At 54.4% G+C, this 19,517-nt stretch carries 17 protein-coding genes and 1 pseudogene; 11 read left to right on the top strand and 7 right to left on the bottom strand.

The window, feature by feature from the left end:
* Window positions 1-17 precede the first annotated feature (17 nt).
* Entirely contained in the window at window positions 18-2,123 is a 2,106-nt protein-coding gene (locus D5366_RS03870) for a S9 family peptidase (protein WP_141492369.1), read from the top strand.
* 118 nt (window positions 2,124-2,241) lie between these two features.
* Here D5366_RS03870 and D5366_RS03865 read toward each other — a convergent pair whose 3' ends face one another.
* A complete protein-coding gene (locus D5366_RS03865) occupies window positions 2,242-3,441 on the bottom strand; it encodes a lipase family protein (RefSeq protein ID WP_141492368.1) in 1,200 nt (399 codons plus the stop codon).
* 130 nt (window positions 3,442-3,571) lie between these two features.
* Window positions 3,572-3,991 (bottom strand): hypothetical protein, encoded by a 420-nt coding sequence (locus D5366_RS03860; RefSeq protein WP_141492367.1) that lies wholly within the window; start codon window positions 3,989-3,991, stop codon window positions 3,572-3,574.
* Between the two features lie 231 nt (window positions 3,992-4,222).
* Here D5366_RS03860 and ykgO point away from each other — a divergent pair, with 231 nt between their 5' ends.
* The 3 genes from ykgO to D5366_RS03845 all read left to right on the top strand — a co-directional run bounded on the left by ykgO (window position 4,223) and on the right by D5366_RS03845 (window position 5,293).
* Entirely contained in the window at window positions 4,223-4,348 is a 126-nt protein-coding gene (gene ykgO / locus D5366_RS03855; RefSeq protein ID WP_003625637.1) for a type B 50S ribosomal protein L36, read from the top strand.
* Between the two features lie 35 nt (window positions 4,349-4,383).
* Window positions 4,384-4,983, top strand: coding sequence for a tetratricopeptide repeat protein (locus tag D5366_RS03850; RefSeq protein WP_141492366.1), 600 nt, complete (start codon window positions 4,384-4,386; stop codon window positions 4,981-4,983).
* Window positions 4,984-5,050: 67 nt separating this feature from the next.
* Window positions 5,051-5,293, top strand: a complete 243-nt coding sequence (locus D5366_RS03845) for a hypothetical protein (protein ID WP_141492365.1) — start codon at window positions 5,051-5,053, stop codon at window positions 5,291-5,293.
* Window positions 5,294-5,352: 59 nt separating this feature from the next.
* Here D5366_RS03845 and dnaJ read toward each other — a convergent pair whose 3' ends face one another.
* Both dnaJ and dnaK read right to left on the bottom strand, forming a co-directional pair.
* Window positions 5,353-6,498, bottom strand: a complete 1,146-nt coding sequence (dnaJ, locus tag D5366_RS03840) for a molecular chaperone DnaJ (protein WP_141492364.1) — start codon at window positions 6,496-6,498, stop codon at window positions 5,353-5,355.
* A gap of 136 nt (window positions 6,499-6,634) precedes the next feature.
* A complete protein-coding gene (gene dnaK, locus D5366_RS03835) occupies window positions 6,635-8,536 on the bottom strand; it encodes a molecular chaperone DnaK (RefSeq protein WP_141492363.1) in 1,902 nt (633 codons plus the stop codon).
* A gap of 239 nt (window positions 8,537-8,775) precedes the next feature.
* On the opposite strand from dnaK, the gene D5366_RS03830 reads away from it, so the two are divergent.
* The 7 genes from D5366_RS03830 to D5366_RS03805 all read left to right on the top strand — a co-directional run bounded on the left by D5366_RS03830 (window position 8,776) and on the right by D5366_RS03805 (window position 14,762).
* Window positions 8,776-9,894, top strand: a complete 1,119-nt coding sequence (locus tag D5366_RS03830; protein ID WP_267298723.1) for a hypothetical protein — start codon at window positions 8,776-8,778, stop codon at window positions 9,892-9,894.
* Window positions 9,895-10,095: 201 nt separating this feature from the next.
* Window positions 10,096-11,292, top strand: coding sequence for a glycosyltransferase family 4 protein (locus D5366_RS03825; RefSeq protein WP_141492362.1), 1,197 nt, complete (start codon window positions 10,096-10,098; stop codon window positions 11,290-11,292).
* Window positions 11,289-11,462, top strand: coding sequence for a hypothetical protein (locus D5366_RS11790; RefSeq protein WP_170211018.1), 174 nt, complete (start codon window positions 11,289-11,291; stop codon window positions 11,460-11,462). Before D5366_RS03825 ends, D5366_RS11790 begins: the two co-directional genes overlap by 4 nt.
* On the top strand, window positions 11,459-12,364 hold the full coding sequence (locus D5366_RS03820; RefSeq protein ID WP_141492361.1) for a DMT family transporter: 906 nt from the start codon (window positions 11,459-11,461) through the stop codon (window positions 12,362-12,364). The genes D5366_RS11790 and D5366_RS03820 overlap by 4 nt, the downstream gene beginning before the upstream one ends.
* An 82-nt stretch (window positions 12,365-12,446) precedes the next feature.
* Window positions 12,447-12,998: a dCTP deaminase gene (gene dcd / locus D5366_RS03815; RefSeq protein WP_141492360.1), complete on the top strand. Its 552-nt coding sequence runs from the start codon at window positions 12,447-12,449 to the stop codon at window positions 12,996-12,998.
* A 29-nt stretch (window positions 12,999-13,027) separates the two neighbouring features.
* Window positions 13,028-14,284 carry a UDP-N-acetylglucosamine 1-carboxyvinyltransferase gene (gene murA, locus D5366_RS03810; RefSeq protein WP_141492359.1) on the top strand — a complete coding sequence of 419 codons (1,257 nt, stop codon included), beginning with the start codon at window positions 13,028-13,030 and terminating at the stop codon, window positions 14,282-14,284.
* 10 nt (window positions 14,285-14,294) lie between these two features.
* Window positions 14,295-14,762: a GAF domain-containing protein gene (locus D5366_RS03805; protein ID WP_141492358.1), complete on the top strand. Its 468-nt coding sequence runs from the start codon at window positions 14,295-14,297 to the stop codon at window positions 14,760-14,762.
* 90 nt (window positions 14,763-14,852) lie between these two features.
* On the opposite strand, the gene D5366_RS03800 is transcribed toward D5366_RS03805, so the two are convergent.
* From D5366_RS03800 to D5366_RS03790, 3 genes and pseudogenes are all read right to left on the bottom strand, one after another.
* Entirely contained in the window at window positions 14,853-17,453 is a 2,601-nt protein-coding gene (locus tag D5366_RS03800; protein ID WP_141493807.1) for a TonB-dependent receptor plug domain-containing protein, read from the bottom strand.
* Between the two features lie 240 nt (window positions 17,454-17,693).
* Window positions 17,694-18,239 carry an LOG family protein gene (locus D5366_RS03795; protein ID WP_141492357.1) on the bottom strand — a complete coding sequence of 182 codons (546 nt, stop codon included), beginning with the start codon at window positions 18,237-18,239 and terminating at the stop codon, window positions 17,694-17,696.
* Between the two features lie 33 nt (window positions 18,240-18,272).
* Window positions 18,273-19,465: pseudogene (locus D5366_RS03790) on the bottom strand (MFS transporter).
* Between the last annotated feature and the right edge of the window lie 52 nt (window positions 19,466-19,517).

Below are 19,517 nucleotides of genomic sequence, written 5' to 3'. Positions count from 1 at the left end.
GCGCCACATTTTGGCTCATGAGCACATCGCACAGCACCACCCCTCCTGCGCCACGGCGCGATCCGCATAGCATTACTCAGCTCGGGCGTACGCGCGTTGATGAGTTCTTCTGGATGAAGGATGAAAACTGGCAGCAGGTTTTGCGGGACCCGAAAGTCCTGCGTGACGATATAGCGGAGCATCTGCGGGCCGAAAACGCGTACGCTGATGCGGTGCTTCATGACACGCAGGATCTGCAAAAGACACTGCTGGAAGAAATGATTGGTCGCATCCCGCCTGACGAGTCATCTGTGCCGACACCTGACGGTGCGTGGGAATATTACACGCGCTTCGAAAAGGGAGCGCAGCACCCGTTGCGGGCTCGCAAGCCACGCGGCGGCGGCGCTGAGGAAGTTTTGCTGGACGTTGAAGCACGAGCAAAGGACTTTCCCTATTATGCTCTAGCGGCGGCAGGTCACTCTTCCGATCACCGTTACTACGTGTTTGCTGAGGATGTGCAAGGGTCGGAAGTCTATCGGATTCAGGTGCGGGATCTAGAGACTGGCGCGTTATGTGCACCGCCCGTTGAGAGCGCAACGGGGAGCTTCACGCTCTCCCCTGATAGCCAGTGGCTCTTCTGGATTTTCCGGGATGATCATGGGCGTCCATCCCGAATTTACCGCCGGCCGCTTCTTGGCGGTGATGATGTGCTTGTATTTGAGGAAACCGACTCCGGTTTCTTTCTCAGCATCGGTACAAGTGCTTCGCGCAAATGGATCATCATTGAGCGTGGCGACCACGACACCAATGAGACGCTGCTTATCCCGGCAGAACACCCCGAGCGGGCGCCTGTCATTGCCGCACCTTTAGTGCGTGGGGAGCGCTATACGCTGACGCATTGGAACGACCATTTTGTGGTGCTGACCAACCGGGATGGCGCTGTTGATTTCCAGCTGATGATTACGCCAGATACAGCAACGGACCGGGAACATTGGCGTAGCTTTGTCCCTTACAAAATTGGGCACTATGTCCTCGAGGCAGCGGCTTCAGAGGGATATTTGGCATGGGCCGAACGGTGCGACGGGAACATTAATCTCTATGTCGTCCCGCATGGGGTGACGGGTGATGTCCGTGCGGCAGCGACGTCTATTCGCATGGATGAGCCTGCTTATGACCTGACGTTGCTGGGGTTCCCAGAATATAAGCAATCCGTACTGCGTTACGTATACCAGTCCCCGACGCGTCCAGCGCATTGGTATGACTATAACGTTAAAACCGGGGAGCGTGTTTTGCAGAAAGTCCGGGATGTGCCATCGGGGCACGACCCGGAACACTACGAGACGCGCCGTCTCTTTGCCACGGCTTCGGATGGGGAGCAGGTGCCTGTTACGGTGCTGATGAAGCGCGGTCAGGCGCTTAATGGCTCTGCTCCATTGCTTCTGTACGGGTACGGCTCTTACGGAATTTCAATGGACGCCACTTTCTCTGTTTCTGCCTTTAGCTTGGTTGATCGTGGCTGGATTTATGCGATTGCTCATATTCGCGGAGGTGCGGAGAAGGGCTGGAGTTGGTTTCTGAATGGCCGTGCGGAGAAAAAGACCAACACGTTTACGGATTTTATTGCATCGGCTGAGCATCTGGTCGCCCAAGGCTATGGGCAAGCGGGGCGTATCGTTGCGCATGGTGGTTCTGCTGGCGGGCTGCTGATGGGGGCAGTTGCCAACATGGCGCCCGAGCTGTTTGCGGGCATTGCAGCTCAGGTACCGTTTGTTGATATGCTCAACACCATGTCAGACGTGTCGTTGCCTCTGACGCCGCCAGAATGGCCGGAATGGGGCAATCCGTTGGAGGATGAAGTAGCGTACGATCGTATCGCCAGTTATTCACCCTATGACAACATTACAGCGAAGGCTTATCCGGCTGTTTTGGCGATGGGCGGTTTGTCTGATCCACGCGTGACGTATTGGGAGCCAGCCAAGTGGATTGCGCGCCTGCGCGACGTGGCTTCAGGGGGGCCATTCTTGTGCCGTATCAATATGGATGCTGGGCATGGCGGTTCCTCCGGGCGCTATAAGCGCTTGGAAGAAGTCGCTTTGGTGCAAGCCTTCGCCATCTGGGCCGTGGAGCGGTCGCCTCACACATAGAGGCAGGTGTGAGGTCTCAGGGTGAGAGAGGCTTCATGCTGGTGGTATGATCTGAGTGCAATTTATACGCCCGCTCCCTTCGTAGATGAAGAGAGCGGGTTTTTTTTAATATTGGTGCCTACTGGGCGACTGGCGCGCAGATTGGCGTTACTGGCTGGTTATTCATAACGGCCTGTGTGAAGGCCGCAGAGTCCGCCAAAGACGCATTAACGGTTTGGGAGTGGTTCAAACCACGATAGAGATGTGCTTGTACGGTGGTACCCGCTGCGCAAGCTGCTTTGACGAGGCCTAGCTGTGCTGCGGTGGGGACGTCTTGGTCTGCGCTCCCCGTTCCGACAAAGAGTGGCTGTTTTAGGTGAAGCGTCGGGTAGGAGAGCGACATAAACGCCGGCGCCAACGCTTGCGGGAGGGTCGGTTTAAAGGCGCTCTGTCGCGTCAAACCTTCTTTGGCGACGTCGTCTTCCAAGCCTGTCAGGCAGGTTTCTGAAGCGGCGCGGTACGCATTCATTGCTGCGGGAGTAAAGGCTGCCTCTGGATGAAAATCCGGACTCAGGCCACCCAAGGAAGCACCGATAAGAAGGACGTAAGAGACGAGGGGGTCCTGCCCAGGTGCTGGGCTGGGAGTGCCGCTAGGAAGAGGCTGAACGAGCGCCGTCGCCATTTGCGGCGTGATGAAAGGGATGCCAGTGGCAACCGTTCCACGGATGTTGAGGTCGGGGCTGTAAGCTGGTGCAAAAGCCGCCGATGCGAATGCGGCGCCCGCGCCCTGTGACTGGCCTACAATCAAAATTTTATTTTGAAGGTTTCTTAATCCGGAGAGGGATGCGCGGATAGCATCTAATACGCTGTATGCTTCGGCGCGTGTGTTCAGATAAGGGTGCATCCCCGGACCGCCAAGGCCCTGATAATCCGTTGCGACGATAGCAAAGCCGCGCTTGAGCCACGCTGTTAGGTAGGTCGCATCACGTTTGCTATGGGCGTTGAGGGAGGGAGCGCAGGAATCATTAAGGCCGACGGTTCCGTGTGCCCATGCGACGATGGGCCACCCTCCTTGCGGAGCAGGGCCAGCGGGGAAAATAACTTCGCCAGTTACGGGGATAATACCGTGGCCCGTTACGCCGTCAGTGGCGGTGTAGCTTATTCGGAATGCGGCACCAGCTTCTGGCAGGCTGAGCGGCGCTGCGAGAGGGGAGCTGGAGAGCAGAGCACCCGGCGTTTGAGTTGATGCAGTGTGGTGCTGTGGGGTGTGTTTTGCAGCGGCAAAACTGGGGGCAAGAAAAGCAAAACCTGCGAGAAGAGCAAAAGAACGGTGGCGCATAACGGGCTCCTGCTGCGACGGAACAGAAGGATGTTCCATCAGATCAGATATGGAGCCATCATGTTGTGCGCGGGGCGCAAGGTAAACTGGCGCCGAGCAACGTCATGATATTGTCATATGCCTGATTGCATTACGGCGTAGAAAGATCATGCGGTAGAGCATGGCACGCTACGGCAAGTTGTGGATGCTGCGGGTCCGGCGTGCGGCATATTGTTTGTGCGTCAGCGCCGCAAATTGTTGTCACATCTTCCATTGCCGAAGAGGCGACATCTCGGGCAACGCCGATATCTTGGTTGCGGTCGTTCGATTCTTCCTTACTCAGCTGAGCGTCAGCATCGTGCATTGTTTTAAGCGCCGCGTAACACGAGTCGCCGACGAGGTCCTGCCGTACTTGAAGTACTTGCAAAATCTTATTGACGACAGCACCCTGCATGTTGATTGAGGGGTCGTCGTCGTTCGTTGGGGCAGTGTTTCCCGCAGCATGAGCAGAAAACGGCAAAAGAAAGGAAGCGGCTAGCAGAAGGGCCGCTTTGGCAGGGCGCATCATCATGCCAATATGATCGTTATAAATGCTCCGAAGAGCAAGAGGCTGAGTTAACCCTGTTGCATCTCGTCACATAGTGGCTTTGGGAGGGGTGTTTATACGTTTTTCTGCCTTCTTGTGCGGGTTATACTTGACTCTCGTCAGGCTCATCGGTAAGCGAAGCCATTCTTTTTACGGGCGTATCGTCCCGTTCCGCACGACCCCTCGGGGTTTCACAGTCGAGAGCCTGGAAGTACCATGAAGATCCGTAACAGCCTGAAGTCCGCCAAGGTCCGTGATAAGGACTGCCGTGTTGTCCGCCGTCGTGGCCGCGTGTATGTCATCAACAAGAAGAACCCACGCATGAAGGCTCGTCAGGGCTAATTACGGCTGGGCCGTCTTCTATGATGAATCGGCTTATGACGAAACGGCGCGGGCTTACAGCTTGCGCCGTTTTGCTTTGTGGTATGAGCGTCGTGCGGGCTGCTCCTATGCCACAAGCCCCAGCAGGCCCCAAGGTGGTGCATAAGGCACCCACGCGCGCTGAGCGGCTTGCTGAGTTAGAAGCGCAACTGTCTAAGGCTGAGGGGGCTCATGCAGCGTCCCTGCGTGAAAGCGCCGAGTCGTTGCGCCTGCAAGGTTTGAAAGGCGGTACGCGCCTTCTGCTGCAAAGTGCCGATGCAGCACTGTCTAAGCGTGATTTTCAGGCGGCAGAGCGCTACCTTACAACTGCCTTAGCCCTTCAAGATGATCAGCCAATATTGAGGCGTCAGCGCGGTGCCCTGCGCCTTGCTGCGGGCGATTTCGATGGCGCTGTTGAAGATCTGTTGGTGTGTACGACGAATGATGCCGCGGATACGCAGGCATGGTCTTTGCTTATCGATGCGGAATTACAGCGCCACCAACCAGAATTGGCTTGGAATGCTCTGCAATCGTTAAAAATGCACGACCCATCGGCACCTGGGCTCGATAAAGTAGAAGATACAGTAAAGCATCAAAGGGACGGTCAAGAAGACTGACCTCTTGCCTTGGCATCATTATGCCCCAATCTCTCAGTATTAGCGCGTCTAAGAAGGAGAATGGCAAATGGGTATCAAAGCACAAACGGCTTCATGTTCGGCTAATTCTAAAGCTGGTAAATCTTGCTGCAAGGGCCTCGGTGGCGCCATGCGCTACGCGGGGCGTGGCCGTGAAGTGGCTATGACTGGCCTTACGTTTATGGCGTCCTTTGGCCCCAAGCGCTTCAGGCCCCATTGTCAGCAAATACTGGCAGTAATTTCGGTAGCTGTGGCCGCAGTCGAGTTTTTTAAAAATCGCCGCAAGGGCTGAAAAAAAGGCGTGGTCCACATGGGCCACGCCTTTTTTATACAGTTAAGCGTTCGCTTCAATTAGCGCCCGTCAAAGAAGTCACGCACTTTTGCAAAGAAGCCAGAGTTTTCAGGGCTAGCTTTTGCGTGGTCTTCGCCCGCTTCCTGCTCAAATTCCTCAAGCAGTTCTTTCTGGCGCTTGCTCAGATGCTGTGGTGTTTCCACAGAGACTTGAATGTACATATCCCCACGCGCGGTGGAGCGTAGGACGGAGAAGCCTTTTCCGCGCAAGCGGAAGGTTTCGCCTGTTTGCGTTCCGGCAGGGATACGTACGCGTGAGCGTGTACCGTCGATGACGGGAACCTCAATTTCAGTACCCAATGCTGCTTGCGTCATACGCAGCGGCACGCGGCAATAAACATTGGCGCCCTCACGCTGGAAAATCTGATGCGAGGCTACGCTGACGTGAATATACAGGTCACCGGGGGGAACACCTTCTCCGCCTGCCTCGCCTTGGCCAGACATACGGATGCGTGTGCCGTCCTCAACGCCTGCGGGGATATCGACCTGAAGGGTCTTGGTTTTTGCTTCAGTGCCGCTGCCATGGCATGTTTTGCATGGATTGCGTACTGTACGGCCCGAGCCGTGACAGGTTGGGCAAGGGCGCTCGACAAGGAAAAAACCTTGTTGTGCGCGTACTTTGCCTGCGCCATGACAGGTTGCGCATGTTTGACTGCCGCTCGTATCAGCAGAGCCTGAACCATGGCAGCTTTCGCACGAAACACGGGTCTGAACGTCGATTGATTTTTGGACGCCGCTATAGGCTTCCGTCAGTGTGAGTTCGACTTCAACCTGTATGTCGGCACCAGTGCGTCGTCCACCACCACTGCGGCGGCCGCCCATCATGTCACCAAACATCTGATCGAAAATATCGCCCAGACCGCCTGCGCCAGCACCGAAGCCACCGAACCCGGCACCGCCGCCACCGCCCATGCCACCTTCAAAGGCAGCATGACCATACTGGTCGTAAGCTGCACGTTTCTGTGGGTCTTTAAGGACGTCGTAGGCTTCGTTGATTTCTTTAAATTTTTGCTCTGCTGTCTCGTCGCCCGGGTTGCGGTCCGGGTGATATTGCATAGCTTTTTTGCGGTAGGCTTTTTTTAGTTCCGCATCGGATGAACCGCGTGCGGCGCCTAGAACTTCGTAATAATCGGCTTGGGTGGCCATGGGGTCGGTTCCTGGTATCGGCCCGCTTGGGCAGGACTTAAAACAAGAACGGCGCCCATCCCTTTTGAGGAACGGGCGCCCGTCGGAAAAACTGCCCGGGAGAGGGGTTATACTCCCCCGGAGACGTTATACCCGATTAGTGCTTCTTGTGCTCTGAGACGTCTTCGAAGTCAGCGTCAACGACGTCGTCGTCTTTAGCTGCACCTTCTGCACCGCCAGCTTGCTGGGAAGCCTGCTCAGCCTGATAGATGGCCTGACCGACCTTCATCGCAGCTTGCGTCAGCTTCTCGCTTGCCGCCTTGATGGTTTCGGCATTGTCGCCGCTCAGAGCTTCACGTGCTTCAGCGATTGCTGCTTCGGCTTCGGACTTCTCTGCTGCAGGAACCTTGTCACCACCTTCAGAGATAGACTTCTCGGTCTGGTGGATCATGCCTTCGGTGCTGTTGCGGAGTTCAATCAGCTCGCGCTTGGCTTTGTCAGCGGTAGCGTTAGCTTCAGCTTCCTGAACCATGCGGTCAATGTCGGAGTCAGACAGGCCGCCTGATGCTTCGATCTTGATCTGCTGTTCCTTGCCCGTTGCCTTGTCCTTTGCTGTGACGTTCACGAGGCCGTTTGCGTCAATGTCAAAGGTGACTTCGATTTGAGGAACACCACGTGGTGCAGGAGCAATGCCTTGCAGGTCGAAGTTGCCGAGCAGTTTGTTGTCTGCTGCCATTTCGCGCTCGCCTTGGAAGACGCGGATGGTAACAGCGTTCTGGTTATCCTCGGCTGTCGAGAAGGTTTGGCTCTTCTTCGTCGGGATCGTCGTGTTGCGATCGATCAGACGTGTGAAGACGCCCCCCAGTGTTTCGATGCCCAATGACAGTGGCGTTACGTCGAGGAGCAGAACGTCCTTTACGTCACCCTTCAGAACAGCGCCCTGAACCGCTGCACCGATAGCCACAACTTCGTCTGGGTTCACGTTGCGAGCTGGCTCTTTGCCAAAGAATTCCTTAACGGATTCAATGACTTTCGGCATACGTGTCATGCCACCGACGAGGATAACTTCGTCGATTTCGCTTGGGGAGACACCTGCGTCCTTGAGGGCGGCGCGGCATGGTGCCAGCGTACGCTGAACCAGATCGTCGACGAGGTTTTCCAGCTTTGCACGGGACAGGCGCACAACAAGGTGCTTCGGGCCCGACGCATCGGCCGTGATGAACGGCAGGTTGATTTCGGTTTCCTTGGAAGAGGAAAGCTCGATTTTTGCCTTTTCTGCGGCTTCCTTCAGGCGCTGAAGAGCGAGCTTGTCACCGCGAAGGTCGATGCCTTGCTCTTTCTTGAACTCGCCAGCGAGGAAGTCGATGATGCGGTTGTCAAAGTCTTCACCACCCAAGAACGTGTCGCCGTTCGTGGACTTTACTTCGATCACGCCGTCAGAAATTTCGAGGATCGAAACGTCAAACGTGCCGCCGCCCAAGTCATAGACAGCAACGGTGCCGGAATCGCGCTTGCCGTGGCCGTAAGCCAGAGCTGCTGCTGTTGGTTCGTTGATGATACGCAGGACTTCAAGACCGGCGATCTTACCGGCATCACGCGTTGCTTGGCGCTGCGCATCGTTGAAGTAGGCAGGAACCGTAATCACAGCTTGGGTGACGGTTTCGCCCAGATGTGCTTCAGCCGTTTCCTTCATCTTGCCCAGAACGAAGGCAGAGATTTGTGAAGGAGCGTATTTCTCACCGCGTGCTTCAACCCATGCATCGCCGTTGTCGCCCTTTACGATGCCGTAAGGAACCATGTCCTTATCTTTAGCAACGGTTGGGTCGTCATAACGGCGGCCGATGAGGCGCTTGACGGCATAAAGTGTGTTTGTTGGGTTCGTTACAGCCTGGCGCTTTGCAGACTGGCCAACCAGACGCTCACCGTTTTCGGTGAAAGCAACCATAGATGGCGTCGTGCGTGCGCCTTCGCTGTTTTCGATGACGCGGTTTTCATCGCCTTCGCGGACCGACACGCAGGAGTTGGTCGTGCCAAGGTCAATACCGATAACTTTGCTCATGTTCTGTCCTTTCAGCGGCTTGACCCGGCCCAATCGTGGCACCGAGGGCAAGCCCTTTGTGACTGTCTTCCCGCTAGGGTTTAAGGCCCGTCGCAGATTTCAGAATGGAATTTAGGCAGGCTCACACGGGCTTGCAAGTGCCTGTATGAGACAAGCTGATGAAAAAACGCCTGAAAATGACTTTGTTTGCCGTGCGATGCCTTTCTCTCAGCCGCGGAATCGTTCACTCTGTGCGGATCATGAAGAGATTTTTGTTTTTTCGTCCGGTTGTGTTGGGAATGCTGTCCGTGTTGGCAGCATGTGGGCCTATTGGTCCTGCGCACTTGCAGAATGACCAATTAGAGTACTCGCGCGCCCTTGGCGAAATGCAAAAAAAAGAGATGCTGCTTAATATCGTTCGTTTGAGATATGCAGATCCACCAACTTTTTTGGACACGACGCAGGTTATTGCGGGGTATAGCGTGTCGCGTAGTGTTTCAGGGGCGTTTTACGCCTATCCTGCTACAGCGATCAGTAATTACCTGACAGGCTCGTCGACTTATACATCAGGGGAAAGCCCAACTTTCACCTATCAGCCAGTCACGGGTGAGCAATACGCTGAGAACGTCGTCCGGCCAATTTCTCCGACGGTGATCATCCCTCTCAGCTTGGGTGGTCTACCAATTGATGTGTTGTTGAGGCTAACAGCGCAATCGATTGACGGCTTATCGAATTTTCGCGGTTTGGGAGCCGGCCCTTCTGGTGGTGGTTCTGTTCGGTTCTACCTTCTGCTGCACGATCTGCGCGAGCTTCAACTGGCAGGGGCCATGACGGTCCGCATCACCAATGACTCGCCACCTGATGCCAAGGGTGATGATCCTAGTAAAAAACCTGCCGGCTCAAATGGGGCGGAGCATGTATATCTGGTTTTATCCGCAACGTCAGACAGCAATTTGCTAGCGATACAGGCTGAGGTAAGGCGCCTTTTGCATCTGGATGCGCAAGCTGTTGAGGCTGAAATTGTTTATGGTCCTTACCCTAAGAGGCCCGGCCAAGTAGCTATTTTGACGCGTTCTATGCTCGCCATGCTTACCCAGTTGGCTTACGAAATTGAGGTGCCGGAAGAGGATATTAAGAGCGGGCGCACCCCTCCAACGATTGGGCAGCTTGGCATTGATAGTCGCCCAGAAGTTGCCATCCACTCAGGCCCTGAGGCGCCTGACCGTCGTTATGCTGCGATCCAGTATAACGATACGTGGTATTGGATTGATGAGAAGGACTTCCAGAGCAAGCTGGCTTTCACGATGGTGCAGGTTTTAAGTGCGCTGGCAGCAACCAATCATGCAGCGGCCGCAGTCGTTACGATTCCTGCGGGATAATTATCCGCAACTAAGGTGGCGCGAGCGTGATATTTCAGCCACCTTTTGCAACATGTCGCATATTTTTCTTCTTTCGGTGGGGTGGGTTTCGTCGCGCGATCGGGGGCGGTGTGCTACAGAGGCCACGCTGTGCTGCGCAAAATTCCGTTTTTGCGCGGTGTAATAAACGTTGATCCCGTAAGGTTTGCCCCAGCGTATATCATGACCAAAGGCTCATCTCTCCGGGCGACACGCCCAGTCATATTGCAGGTTTTACCCGCGCTCGGAACGGGTGGTTTGGAGCGTGGAGCCGTAGAAATTGCTACGGCCATTCAAAAAGCTGGCGGGGAAGCTGTTGTCGCTGCACGCCAAGGTACGTTGCTTGTCCAACTGCACCATGCTGGCGCCGATTATGTAGAGTTAGATCTCAAAAAAAAATCGTTATGGACAATCTTGCGTGGTGCAAGAGCGATAGAGCGCATTATTCGTGAGTATGGCGTCGACCTTGTGCATGCGCGCTCACGGGTCCCGGCTTGGGCGGCGTGGTTGGCGTGCCGCCGGGTTGGTGTGCCAATGGTTACGACATGGCATGGCACGCACCACGCAACGTGGTGGGGTAAGAAGCTTTATAATTCGGCATTGGTGCGGGGTACGCGGGTTATCGCTATTTCGCGCTATATAGCGGACCGTTTGACCAAAGAGTATGGCGTTACCCCCGAAAAACTCCGCTTGATTCCGAGAGGGGCTGACCCCGTCAGGTTTGACCCGGCTTCAGTAACTGGGGAGCGTATTCAGCGTCTGGCCGAGGCGTGGGATTTGCCCCATGGCGCGCGTGTGATCCTTATGCCAGCACGCTTGACCCGGTGGAAAGGGCAAGGCGTTTTAGTGGATGCTCTTGCAAAGCTGCGCAGGCTCTTACCCTCTGGTTGGGTATGTGTGTTTATCGGTCCAGAAACCGATCCGGCTTTTGCGATGTGGCTGAGCAAGCGCGTCTCAGCGTTGGAGTTGAGGAGTTGGGTTCGTTTTGCCGGGAATTGTGCTGACATGACTGCAGCCTACGCATTGGCTGATGTCGTTGTCGCGCCATCGCTTCGGCCAGAGCCATTTGGACGGACCGTGGTCGAGGCTCAATTAATGGGTAAGCCCGTTATTGGCACCGCACAGGGGGCAATGATGGAAACGATTATCCCCGATGAGACAGGAGTTGTCATTCCGCCCGATGATTCTGATGCTTTGGCCAATGAGCTGGAACGTCTATTGACGACGGAAGCGGACACACTGGCCTATCTGGCCGAAAATGCCCGTGCGCATGTTTTGCGCGATTACACTGTACGAAAAATGCAAGCTGCGACCTTGGGTGTTTATGATGAAATTCTAGGGTCAGATTTGCGCCAGACGTTTGAGGGAGGGGAATTTTGAACGACGACGGAAAGACTGCACCGACACAGCAACCGCACGCTGAAGAAGAGCAGACGCATGTGACAACGAGAGCGCAGCAAGCTCAGGAAGAGCGGCGCTTACGTGAAGCAAAAGCGCTCAGAGCAAATTTGATGCGTCGCAAGCAGCAACAACGCACACGGCCAGAATGAGCACGGAGCCGCGCCTAGGCTTTTTGTCCAAGCAAGAATTAGCCCTGACATTTGTTACCTTTTTATGGGGCGGAACATTCTTGGTGCTTCATCTGGCGATGCAGCATTGCGGGCCGTTATTCTTCGTCGGGGTCCGTTTTGTCATGGCCGCCGTGATGGTAGCGTTGCTGAGCGGTAAAACGGTTTTGAAAATGCAGCGGCGGGAGATGGTCGCGGGTGTATTCATTGGTGTTCCCCTAGCGCTGGGGTATGCGCTGCAATGCATGGGGCTGGAGACGATTACGTCCAGTCGGTCGGCTTTTTTGACGGCACTTTACGTCCCCTTAGTGCCGCTGTTGCAGTGGGTGATACTGCGCAAAAAGCCCCATATCATGAATTTCATAGGCATTGCTTGCGCGTTTGCCGGGTTAGTGTTTTTGGCAGGCCCTGCGGCTCTAACGCTGTCTTTAAGCCATGGAGACACTGTGACGGTAGTCGCGGCAGTGGCTATTGCTTTGGAAATTGTGTTCATCAGCTTGTTTGCGCAGGGCGTTGATAGCCGCCGGGTAACAGTCATGCAGTTGGGGGCTGGTGGTCTTGTGGCCTTGCTGTTGGTCCCAATCGTCGGGGAGCCTGTACCCACCTTTTCGTGGGTATGGTTTGGGTGCGCGTTTGCGCTTGCCTCACTGAGTGCTTTGGTGCAGCTCGTGATGAATTGGGCACAAAAATCAGTCAGCCCGGCTCGTGCTACGGTCATTTATGCCGGTGAGCCAGTCTGGGGTGGTCTTGTCGGCTGGATTGCCGGGGATATTTTAGGAGTGAACACTCTGGTAGGTGCTGCGTTGATTGTGGCTGGTGTCTTAATCAGTGAATTACGGCCGCGCCGGGGTGGAAAGGTACCTGTGACGTCCTCTACTTTGTAAAAGAGGGGCCTTACATGGATTGCACGCTACGCACGGTATCGCTAGAGCATGGGGTAGCCCCCCTGCTGCAAGGATAAACGCAATGCCTATCATGCCTGATACTTGGATCCGCCAAATGGCGACGGAACGGGGTATGATTGAGCCATTTGTGGAAGCCCAGAAACGCGAAGGTGTGATTTCCTACGGGCTTTCTTCCTACGGGTATGATGCGCGGGTGGCAGATGAGTTCCGTATTTTCACGGATGTGGACAGTGCGGTCGTTGACCCCAAGAAGTTCACGCAAGACAGTTTCGTAACGCGACGTGGTGATATCATTATTCCGCCGAATAGCTTTGCCTTGGCGCATACGGTGGAATATTTCAAAATCCCGCGTGATACACTGGTGGTGTGCTTAGGAAAATCAACCTATGCCCGCTGCGGTATTATCGTAAATGTCACCCCTCTTGAGCCTGAATGGGAGGGGCAGGTCACGATTGAGATCAGCAACACCACACCTTTGCCAGCGCGGATTTATGCTAATGAGGGCATCTGCCAGTTTTTATTCTTCCAAGGGGCTAGCCCGTGTGAAGTGAGTTACGCTGACCGTGCGGGCAAGTATATGCGCCAGTCGGGTGTAACGACCCCCCGCCTTTAATATTTTTCGCTCCCCGAGGATCGTGAACCATGGACCGTTTTATTATTCGTGGCGGTAAGCGCCTTGAGGGCGAAATTGATATCGCCGGCGCTAAGAATTCTGGATTGAAACTGATGGTTGCAGGGCTTTTGTGCCCGGACCGTCTAGTGCTGTCGAATGTGCCGCAAATTGCCGATATTCGGACAATGTGCGATTTGCTGCGTCGTTTGGGCATCACCGTTGAGGAATGCGGGCTGCGTACTCTTTCAATCGGTGGTGAGATTACCTCGGTTGAGGCGCCTTACGATATTGTCTCCAAGATGCGTGCATCTATTTTGGTGCTTGGCCCGCTTTTGGCGCGTCGCCGCGAAGCCCGTGTTTCGCTGCCGGGCGGCTGTGCCATCGGGACGCGTCCGGTCGATATGCACTTAAAGGGCTTGGAGGTTCTTGGCGCAAAAATCGAACTGGAAGGTGGTTATATCAACGCTTCCGCGCCTGACGGCTTGAAGGGTGGCCGGATTATTCTGCCATTCGCGAGTGTAGGTGCGACGGAAAATCTTCTCATGGCTGCGACTTTAGCCGATGGTCGCACGGAAATTGTTAATGCCGCGCGTGAGCCTGAAATTACGGATCTGGTGAATTGCCTGAACGCAATGGGCGCGCAGATCACGGGCGCTGGCTCCGGGACGCTGGTTATTGAAGGTGTAAAGGCTCTTCATGGGGCTGAATACGCTGTCATGCCTGACCGTATCGAGTGCGGCACTTATGCATGCGCCGCCGGTATCACAGGGGGAGACTTACTCCTTGTTGGTGGGCGCGCTGATGATTTGGGAGCTGTTATCAGGACTCTCGAAGAAACAGGCGTAGAAGTGACGGAAGATGCACGTGGCCTGAGAGTAAGGCGTACCGGTATTTTACGCGGTGTGGATATTGTCACTGAGCCTTATCCAGGCTTCCCGACGGACATGCAGGCTCAATTTATGGCCATGCTGTCGGTTGCTGAGGGTGCTTCTACAATTACGGAAACGATTTTTGAAAATCGTTTTATGCACGTGCCAGAGTTGAACCGTATGGGGGCGCAAATTAAGCCTCAAGGGCGCTCTGCGATTATTCGTGGTGTGGAGCGGCTGTCCGGTGCGCCAGTGATGGCAACGGATTTGAGAGCCTCTTTTTCTCTCATTTTGGCAGGGCTGGCGGCAGAGGGTGAAACGCAGTTGGGCGATATTCATCACCTTGACCGTGGCTATGAAGGCGTAGACCGTAAATTGGCCGCATGTGGCGCTGATATTGAGCGTGTTACGCTCTAAGGGGGATGAGATGAGCGCTCCTGCACAGCGTATTACGCAAGAAGATTTAGTGGATGCCGTAGAAGCCGTCATTGCGTCAGAAAGTGATTTTATCGCGAATATGGCGAATGTTTCTGCGTTGATTTATGAGGCGTTGCCCCAAGTAAACTGGGCAGGTTTTTACCGCTTGGTGGGGCAGGAGCTTGTTTTGGGGCCGTTCCAAGGGCGCATGGCCTGCACACGCATTCCTTTAGGGCGTGGGGTGTGTGGTGCAGCGGCGGAGCAGCGCGTAACACAACGGGTAGAGGATGTTCATCTTTTTCCCGGGCACATTGCGTGCGACGCTGCGTCAGCATCAGAGATTGTCGTGCCGCTTATGTCGGGCGATGTTGTTATTGGTGTTTTAGATATTGATAGCCCTATCAAGGCCCGTTTTGGGGAAGAAGAGCAGGCTGTATTAGAGCGGGTTGCTCGTCTTTTGGAGCGCACATACGCCTAATAACCTCTTTGCCCTTTTCGTAATGCGCTTATCTCATAAAAAAAACCCCCGTTTCCGCTAAGGAAACGGGGGTTTTTTGTGTTGGTAATTTTAGAAGGTTGCGTTGATACGGCCGTAGTAATAGCCGCCATTCATAGGAACCTGCGCTGACGCGTTGTCATAGATGGTTGCGCCATAAGAGCTCAACTCAGGTGACAGTTTGCGAGGGCGGATGTTGAAGATGTTGTTTGCACCCACGGCAAAGTGCCAGTGTGCGTCTGCACGGTAGCCAACTTCAAGATCTGTCAACCAACGTGGTGTGTTGTTGAACTGTGCGAAGCAGACATTGGAGTAGCGCAGGGCGCCATTTCCTGGGCATGTTGCAGAGCTGGGCGTCCAGTCCTGATAGGTCATCATGTTTGTGGTTTGGCCGTAACGTGTCTGGCGCAAGTTCACATCCCATGCACCAACGGTGTAGTAGGCGTTCAAGATCAGCTTGCTACGCGGGTAGCTTGTTGTCAGGTAACCAATGGTCTGGGCGTTCAGCAGTGAGTTGCCATTGCTGTCCGTACCTGCGTGATGCAGGCGTGTACGGTTGAGGTCAAGTGATGCTGAAAGCGAGACATTGCCGTATTTGTGCAGGCGCAGCAGATAGTCTGTTTTAATGTCCAGACCCTGTGTGCGTGTGCTTGCGACGTTCGCAAAGTAGTAAGCAGAGACGTTAGAAATATCCATGCTGTTCACAGGAAGGGCGTAGCCCATTGCCTGAATAGCATCGACTGCAGCCTGGCCTTTGGTTGTGCCGCCTTGCGCGATACGGTCACGCATATTGATTTGGTAGACGTCAGTTTCAACGTGCCAGCCTTTGATTGGCTCTACGACGATACCGCCGCTGCTGCTGACATCGCGCTCTGGCTTAAGTGGGCTTGCACCGAGAAGGCGTGCAGCAGCAGAGCTAACCGGCAATAGGCCGCTTGCTGATGTCGGGCTGACGCTCATAGTGCTGTAGTGCTGTTCTGCCAGTGTAGGTGCGCGGAAGCCCGTGCTGATTGTAGCGCGGACAGCGATGCGTGGTGTGATGTCGTAGCGTGTGGAGACTTTACCGTTCTGCGTGTTGCCGAAGTCGGTATAGTGCTCGAAACGACCAGCGAAATCGAGGTCCCACTGCTTAAGCGGATGGAAGTCGGTATCGACGTAGCCCGCCCATACGTTACGGCTCCAGTCACCTGAGCTTTGTGGGCGAAGGCCAGCGTAGCCTTGCGTGCCACCGACTTCGTAGGAAGCAGGGTTACCCGGCGTGATTGTGTACATGTCGAGGTGATGCTCGCCACCAAAAGCCAACACGACAGGCAGTCTGTCCATGATGTTGAAGTGACGGCGAATGTCGAGGTTGTTGGTCCACTGTGCGTTACGGTAGCCCAATGCCTTGACGTCTGTTGGGGACCAGCCACAGCCGAGTGTCGAGACGTTTGCGACGTTTCCGTTGTTGCATCGGCTGCTCAACATGCCGGTATTAGCTGTGTTTTTTGTACCAATGATGTCGCTATCAGCGCCATAAACGGTGCTGAGGTCCCAGTCAAAGCCGAAGAAATTCTGACCCTTTAGACCCAAAGTTGCAGCAAAGTCGTTTTCTTCGATGGTTTCAGTAGGGGAGAAACCTGTCGGATACAGCGTTGGCGCAATGGTGGGAATACGGTAGTTCTGAATAGCTTCAGCGTGACGGTGGGCGTATGTAACCTGACCGTAAAAATCGACTTTTTCTGAAATAGTTTTCCCGAAGTCTACACCGATATTTTCACGTGTTTCTTCAGGTGTGCTTGTAATTTTGTTGGAGTTTGTCGGTACGTTGATCGCGTTTGCGACGACACCGTTATAGTAGCCGTTCGTGTTGGCGCCTGATGGCCAGTAGCCCAGCAAGCGGTGGTCTTGTGTATTCGCGAAGAAGTGGTCGGTATGGTAGAGCTGCGCACCAATGTGGATGTAACCATCGCTTCCAACTTTTAAACCGCCATCGGCGTTGAGTTGGTACTGCCAACCGTCACCGTTATAGGCGTTAGCGCCTGTCTGTGCGGACATGTTGAAACCATGGTCTTGCTTTTTGGTGATGATGTTCACAACGCCGGCGATAGCGTCTGAGCCGTACATAGCGGCCGCACCGTCTTCCAGTACTTCAATATGATCAATCATATTGGCTGGGATCATGTTCAGATCGACAGGGGTTGCGCCAAATTGTGGGCCTGGGTTCTGGACGATGTTGCCTGTTGCATGGCGGCGTTTGCCGTCAATGAGGATAAGCACCTCGTTAGGGTTCAGGCCACGCATCTGAATGGAGGATGTCAGCGATGCTGTGTCTGTGCCTTTAGCTGCGACGTTAATCGAGCTGTAAGTTTTTGTAAGTGCATCAGCGAGGTTCATCTGGCCCGAGCGGCGTAATGTTGCAGAGCTCAGGACGGTGATGGGGCTCGTGCTTTCCCGCGCATGACGGTTTGTTGCGTGCGTTCCCGTAATAATCATGACTTCGTTCCCGCCATTATCGATGGCGTGCGGACGAGGTTTGGCGGGAGCTTGTGCGGTTTTGACCGGGGCGTGCGAGGTTTTAACGGGAGCTTTTGCGGCTGCTTTAGGTGCAGTGTGCACAGGCTTTGCATAAGCAAAGCTTGAGATAGCGAGTAGAGCTGTCGTGGTGAGGCACAGGGACCGAACAGGGAACATCGTGGCAATACTCTCCGTGATATTTGTCATGTTTGAACTTATTTTTAATTATTCGTATCGATACAGTTTTGTTTCGACAAGAGACTAATAAGCTCAAAAAGCGTTTTTTCAGGAGAAACGTTTTTTTTTCTGTAAGGGTGTGTATTATGAACACATATTTCAAAATATTGCTTATTCCATGCAGAAAATTACGCGCAGGCGTTTAATCTGCATGGATCAGCCGTGAAGTTTTGAAATAGTTTAGAGGCTCGGAACCAGCGCAAAGAACGCATCAACATCGGAACAGACTTGGATAAAGCCCCGCGTTTCTGGCTCTACAAAACCTTGGGCCACAGCGTCATCCAGGGTTTGGATGAGAGAATTAGCCCAGCCTTTAACATTCAAAACGATGATTGGTTTCGAATGAAGATTAAGTTGGCGCCACGTGACGATTTCCATCATTTCATCGAAAGTACCAAATCCGCCGGGTAGGATCGCGAAGCAGTCTGACAGTTCAAACATGCGCGCTTTGCGTGTGTGCATGTCTGGGGTGATTTCGAGCTCTGTTACGCCTTGGTGCATAACTTCGCGTTGGTGCAGAAATGTTGGAATTATACCTATGACGCGGCCACCGGCTTTGAGGGCGCTATCGGCCACGGCCCCCATTAGTCCGACATGGCCTCCGCCATAGACGAGGGTAATTTTCGCTTGTGCCAAGCCGTGGCCAAGTTGTGCCATGCTTTCAGCGTAGGCTGGATCATTCCCAAAACGTGAGCCACAGAAGACGGCGCAGGAGTGGATAGTCATAATTCGGGTCATTAACCATGTATTGTTAAGAGGTTAACGACGACGTTGCCCTAAACTGCGGCTGATGACTATACCCACGAGGCTGCAAGCGGCGGCTGTGAGGAACATGACCGTGTAGTTTGTGTATTCGATGATTTGACCCAGCAGCAGACCAGAGCAGGCGATCGCAAGGTCAATAAAGATAGAGTACGCGCCCAAAGCTGCGCCGCGGTTCTCTGGTCCGGCCCGGTTAACAGCCAAGACGCCCATGGCAGGGAAGAGCAGTGAGAATCCGGCACCGGTCAATGCTGCGCCCAAAATAGACGCAATGGGTGTATGGACCAGCGCAAGAAGGGCTAGCCCCAGGGCCTCGACTGCAAGGGAGACGATAGCGACATTTGCGCCGCCCCGACGTCCAATTTGAGATGCAAAAACGAAGCGGATAACAACAAAGACAACACCAAAAACGGTGAGCGTGTGGCCTGCGCCTTCCCAGTGGTTCACTTCATAATACAGTGCCAAGAAGGAGGAGATTGCACCGAAACCGATGCCACCCATGGCAAGTGCCATACCGTGGGGCAGTACAAGTCGGAGGGCGGATTTGAAGGGCAGGGGTTTTTCTGTTGCAGGTATCGGTTTTACGCCGGTGTAGAACGCAATTAAGATAAGGCCGATAAGGGGGAGCAGTGCTGAGAGAGCACCGACACTGTTAAGTCCCCGAATGGGGCTGCCAAATGGCCAAGTGCCGCGCCTACAGGGGCGCCAAGCGCAATTCCGCCATAGGAGCAGATGCCGTTCCAAGAAATGGCAACGGAAGTATTTTTAGCTCCAACGCGGCGTATGTTCCAAACGATAACACCAGTTGCAGCCCAGCTTTCGGCCCACCCCAAGAAAAGGCGGCTTAGGAAAATAATAGCGAGGGAGAGTGCTGAGAGGTGCACGAGCAACCCTGCTGCAAGCATGCACAGGCCTGAGATCAGGCACGCTGCAAGCCCAATGGCAACGACTGGCTTGGGGCCCTTACTATCGACTAAGCGCCCGGCTGAAGGACGTGCTGCAAATGTCGCTAGGTATTGTAGGGAGAAGGCCAAGCCTGCGATGGTCGTACTGAAGCCGAGGCTGTTCTGGACAAAAATGGTCAGGACAGCATTTGGCAGGCCGATGACGATGTAAACGAGCAGGTTGAACAGGACAACGGCAAGAACCCGTTTAGTCGGTGAAGCCACCTGGGTATCTTCCGCAGTCATAATTCTGTTCCCCTGTTTTTAAAGTTTGGACGGCTTCCCATTGGGGAAGCGC

The sequence above is a fragment of the Neokomagataea tanensis genome, assembly GCF_006542335.1.
Taxonomy (GTDB): domain Bacteria; phylum Pseudomonadota; class Alphaproteobacteria; order Acetobacterales; family Acetobacteraceae; genus Gluconobacter; species Gluconobacter tanensis.
Note: the sequence above shows the minus strand (reverse complement) of the source record. Positions and strands in the feature narration are given on the sequence as shown.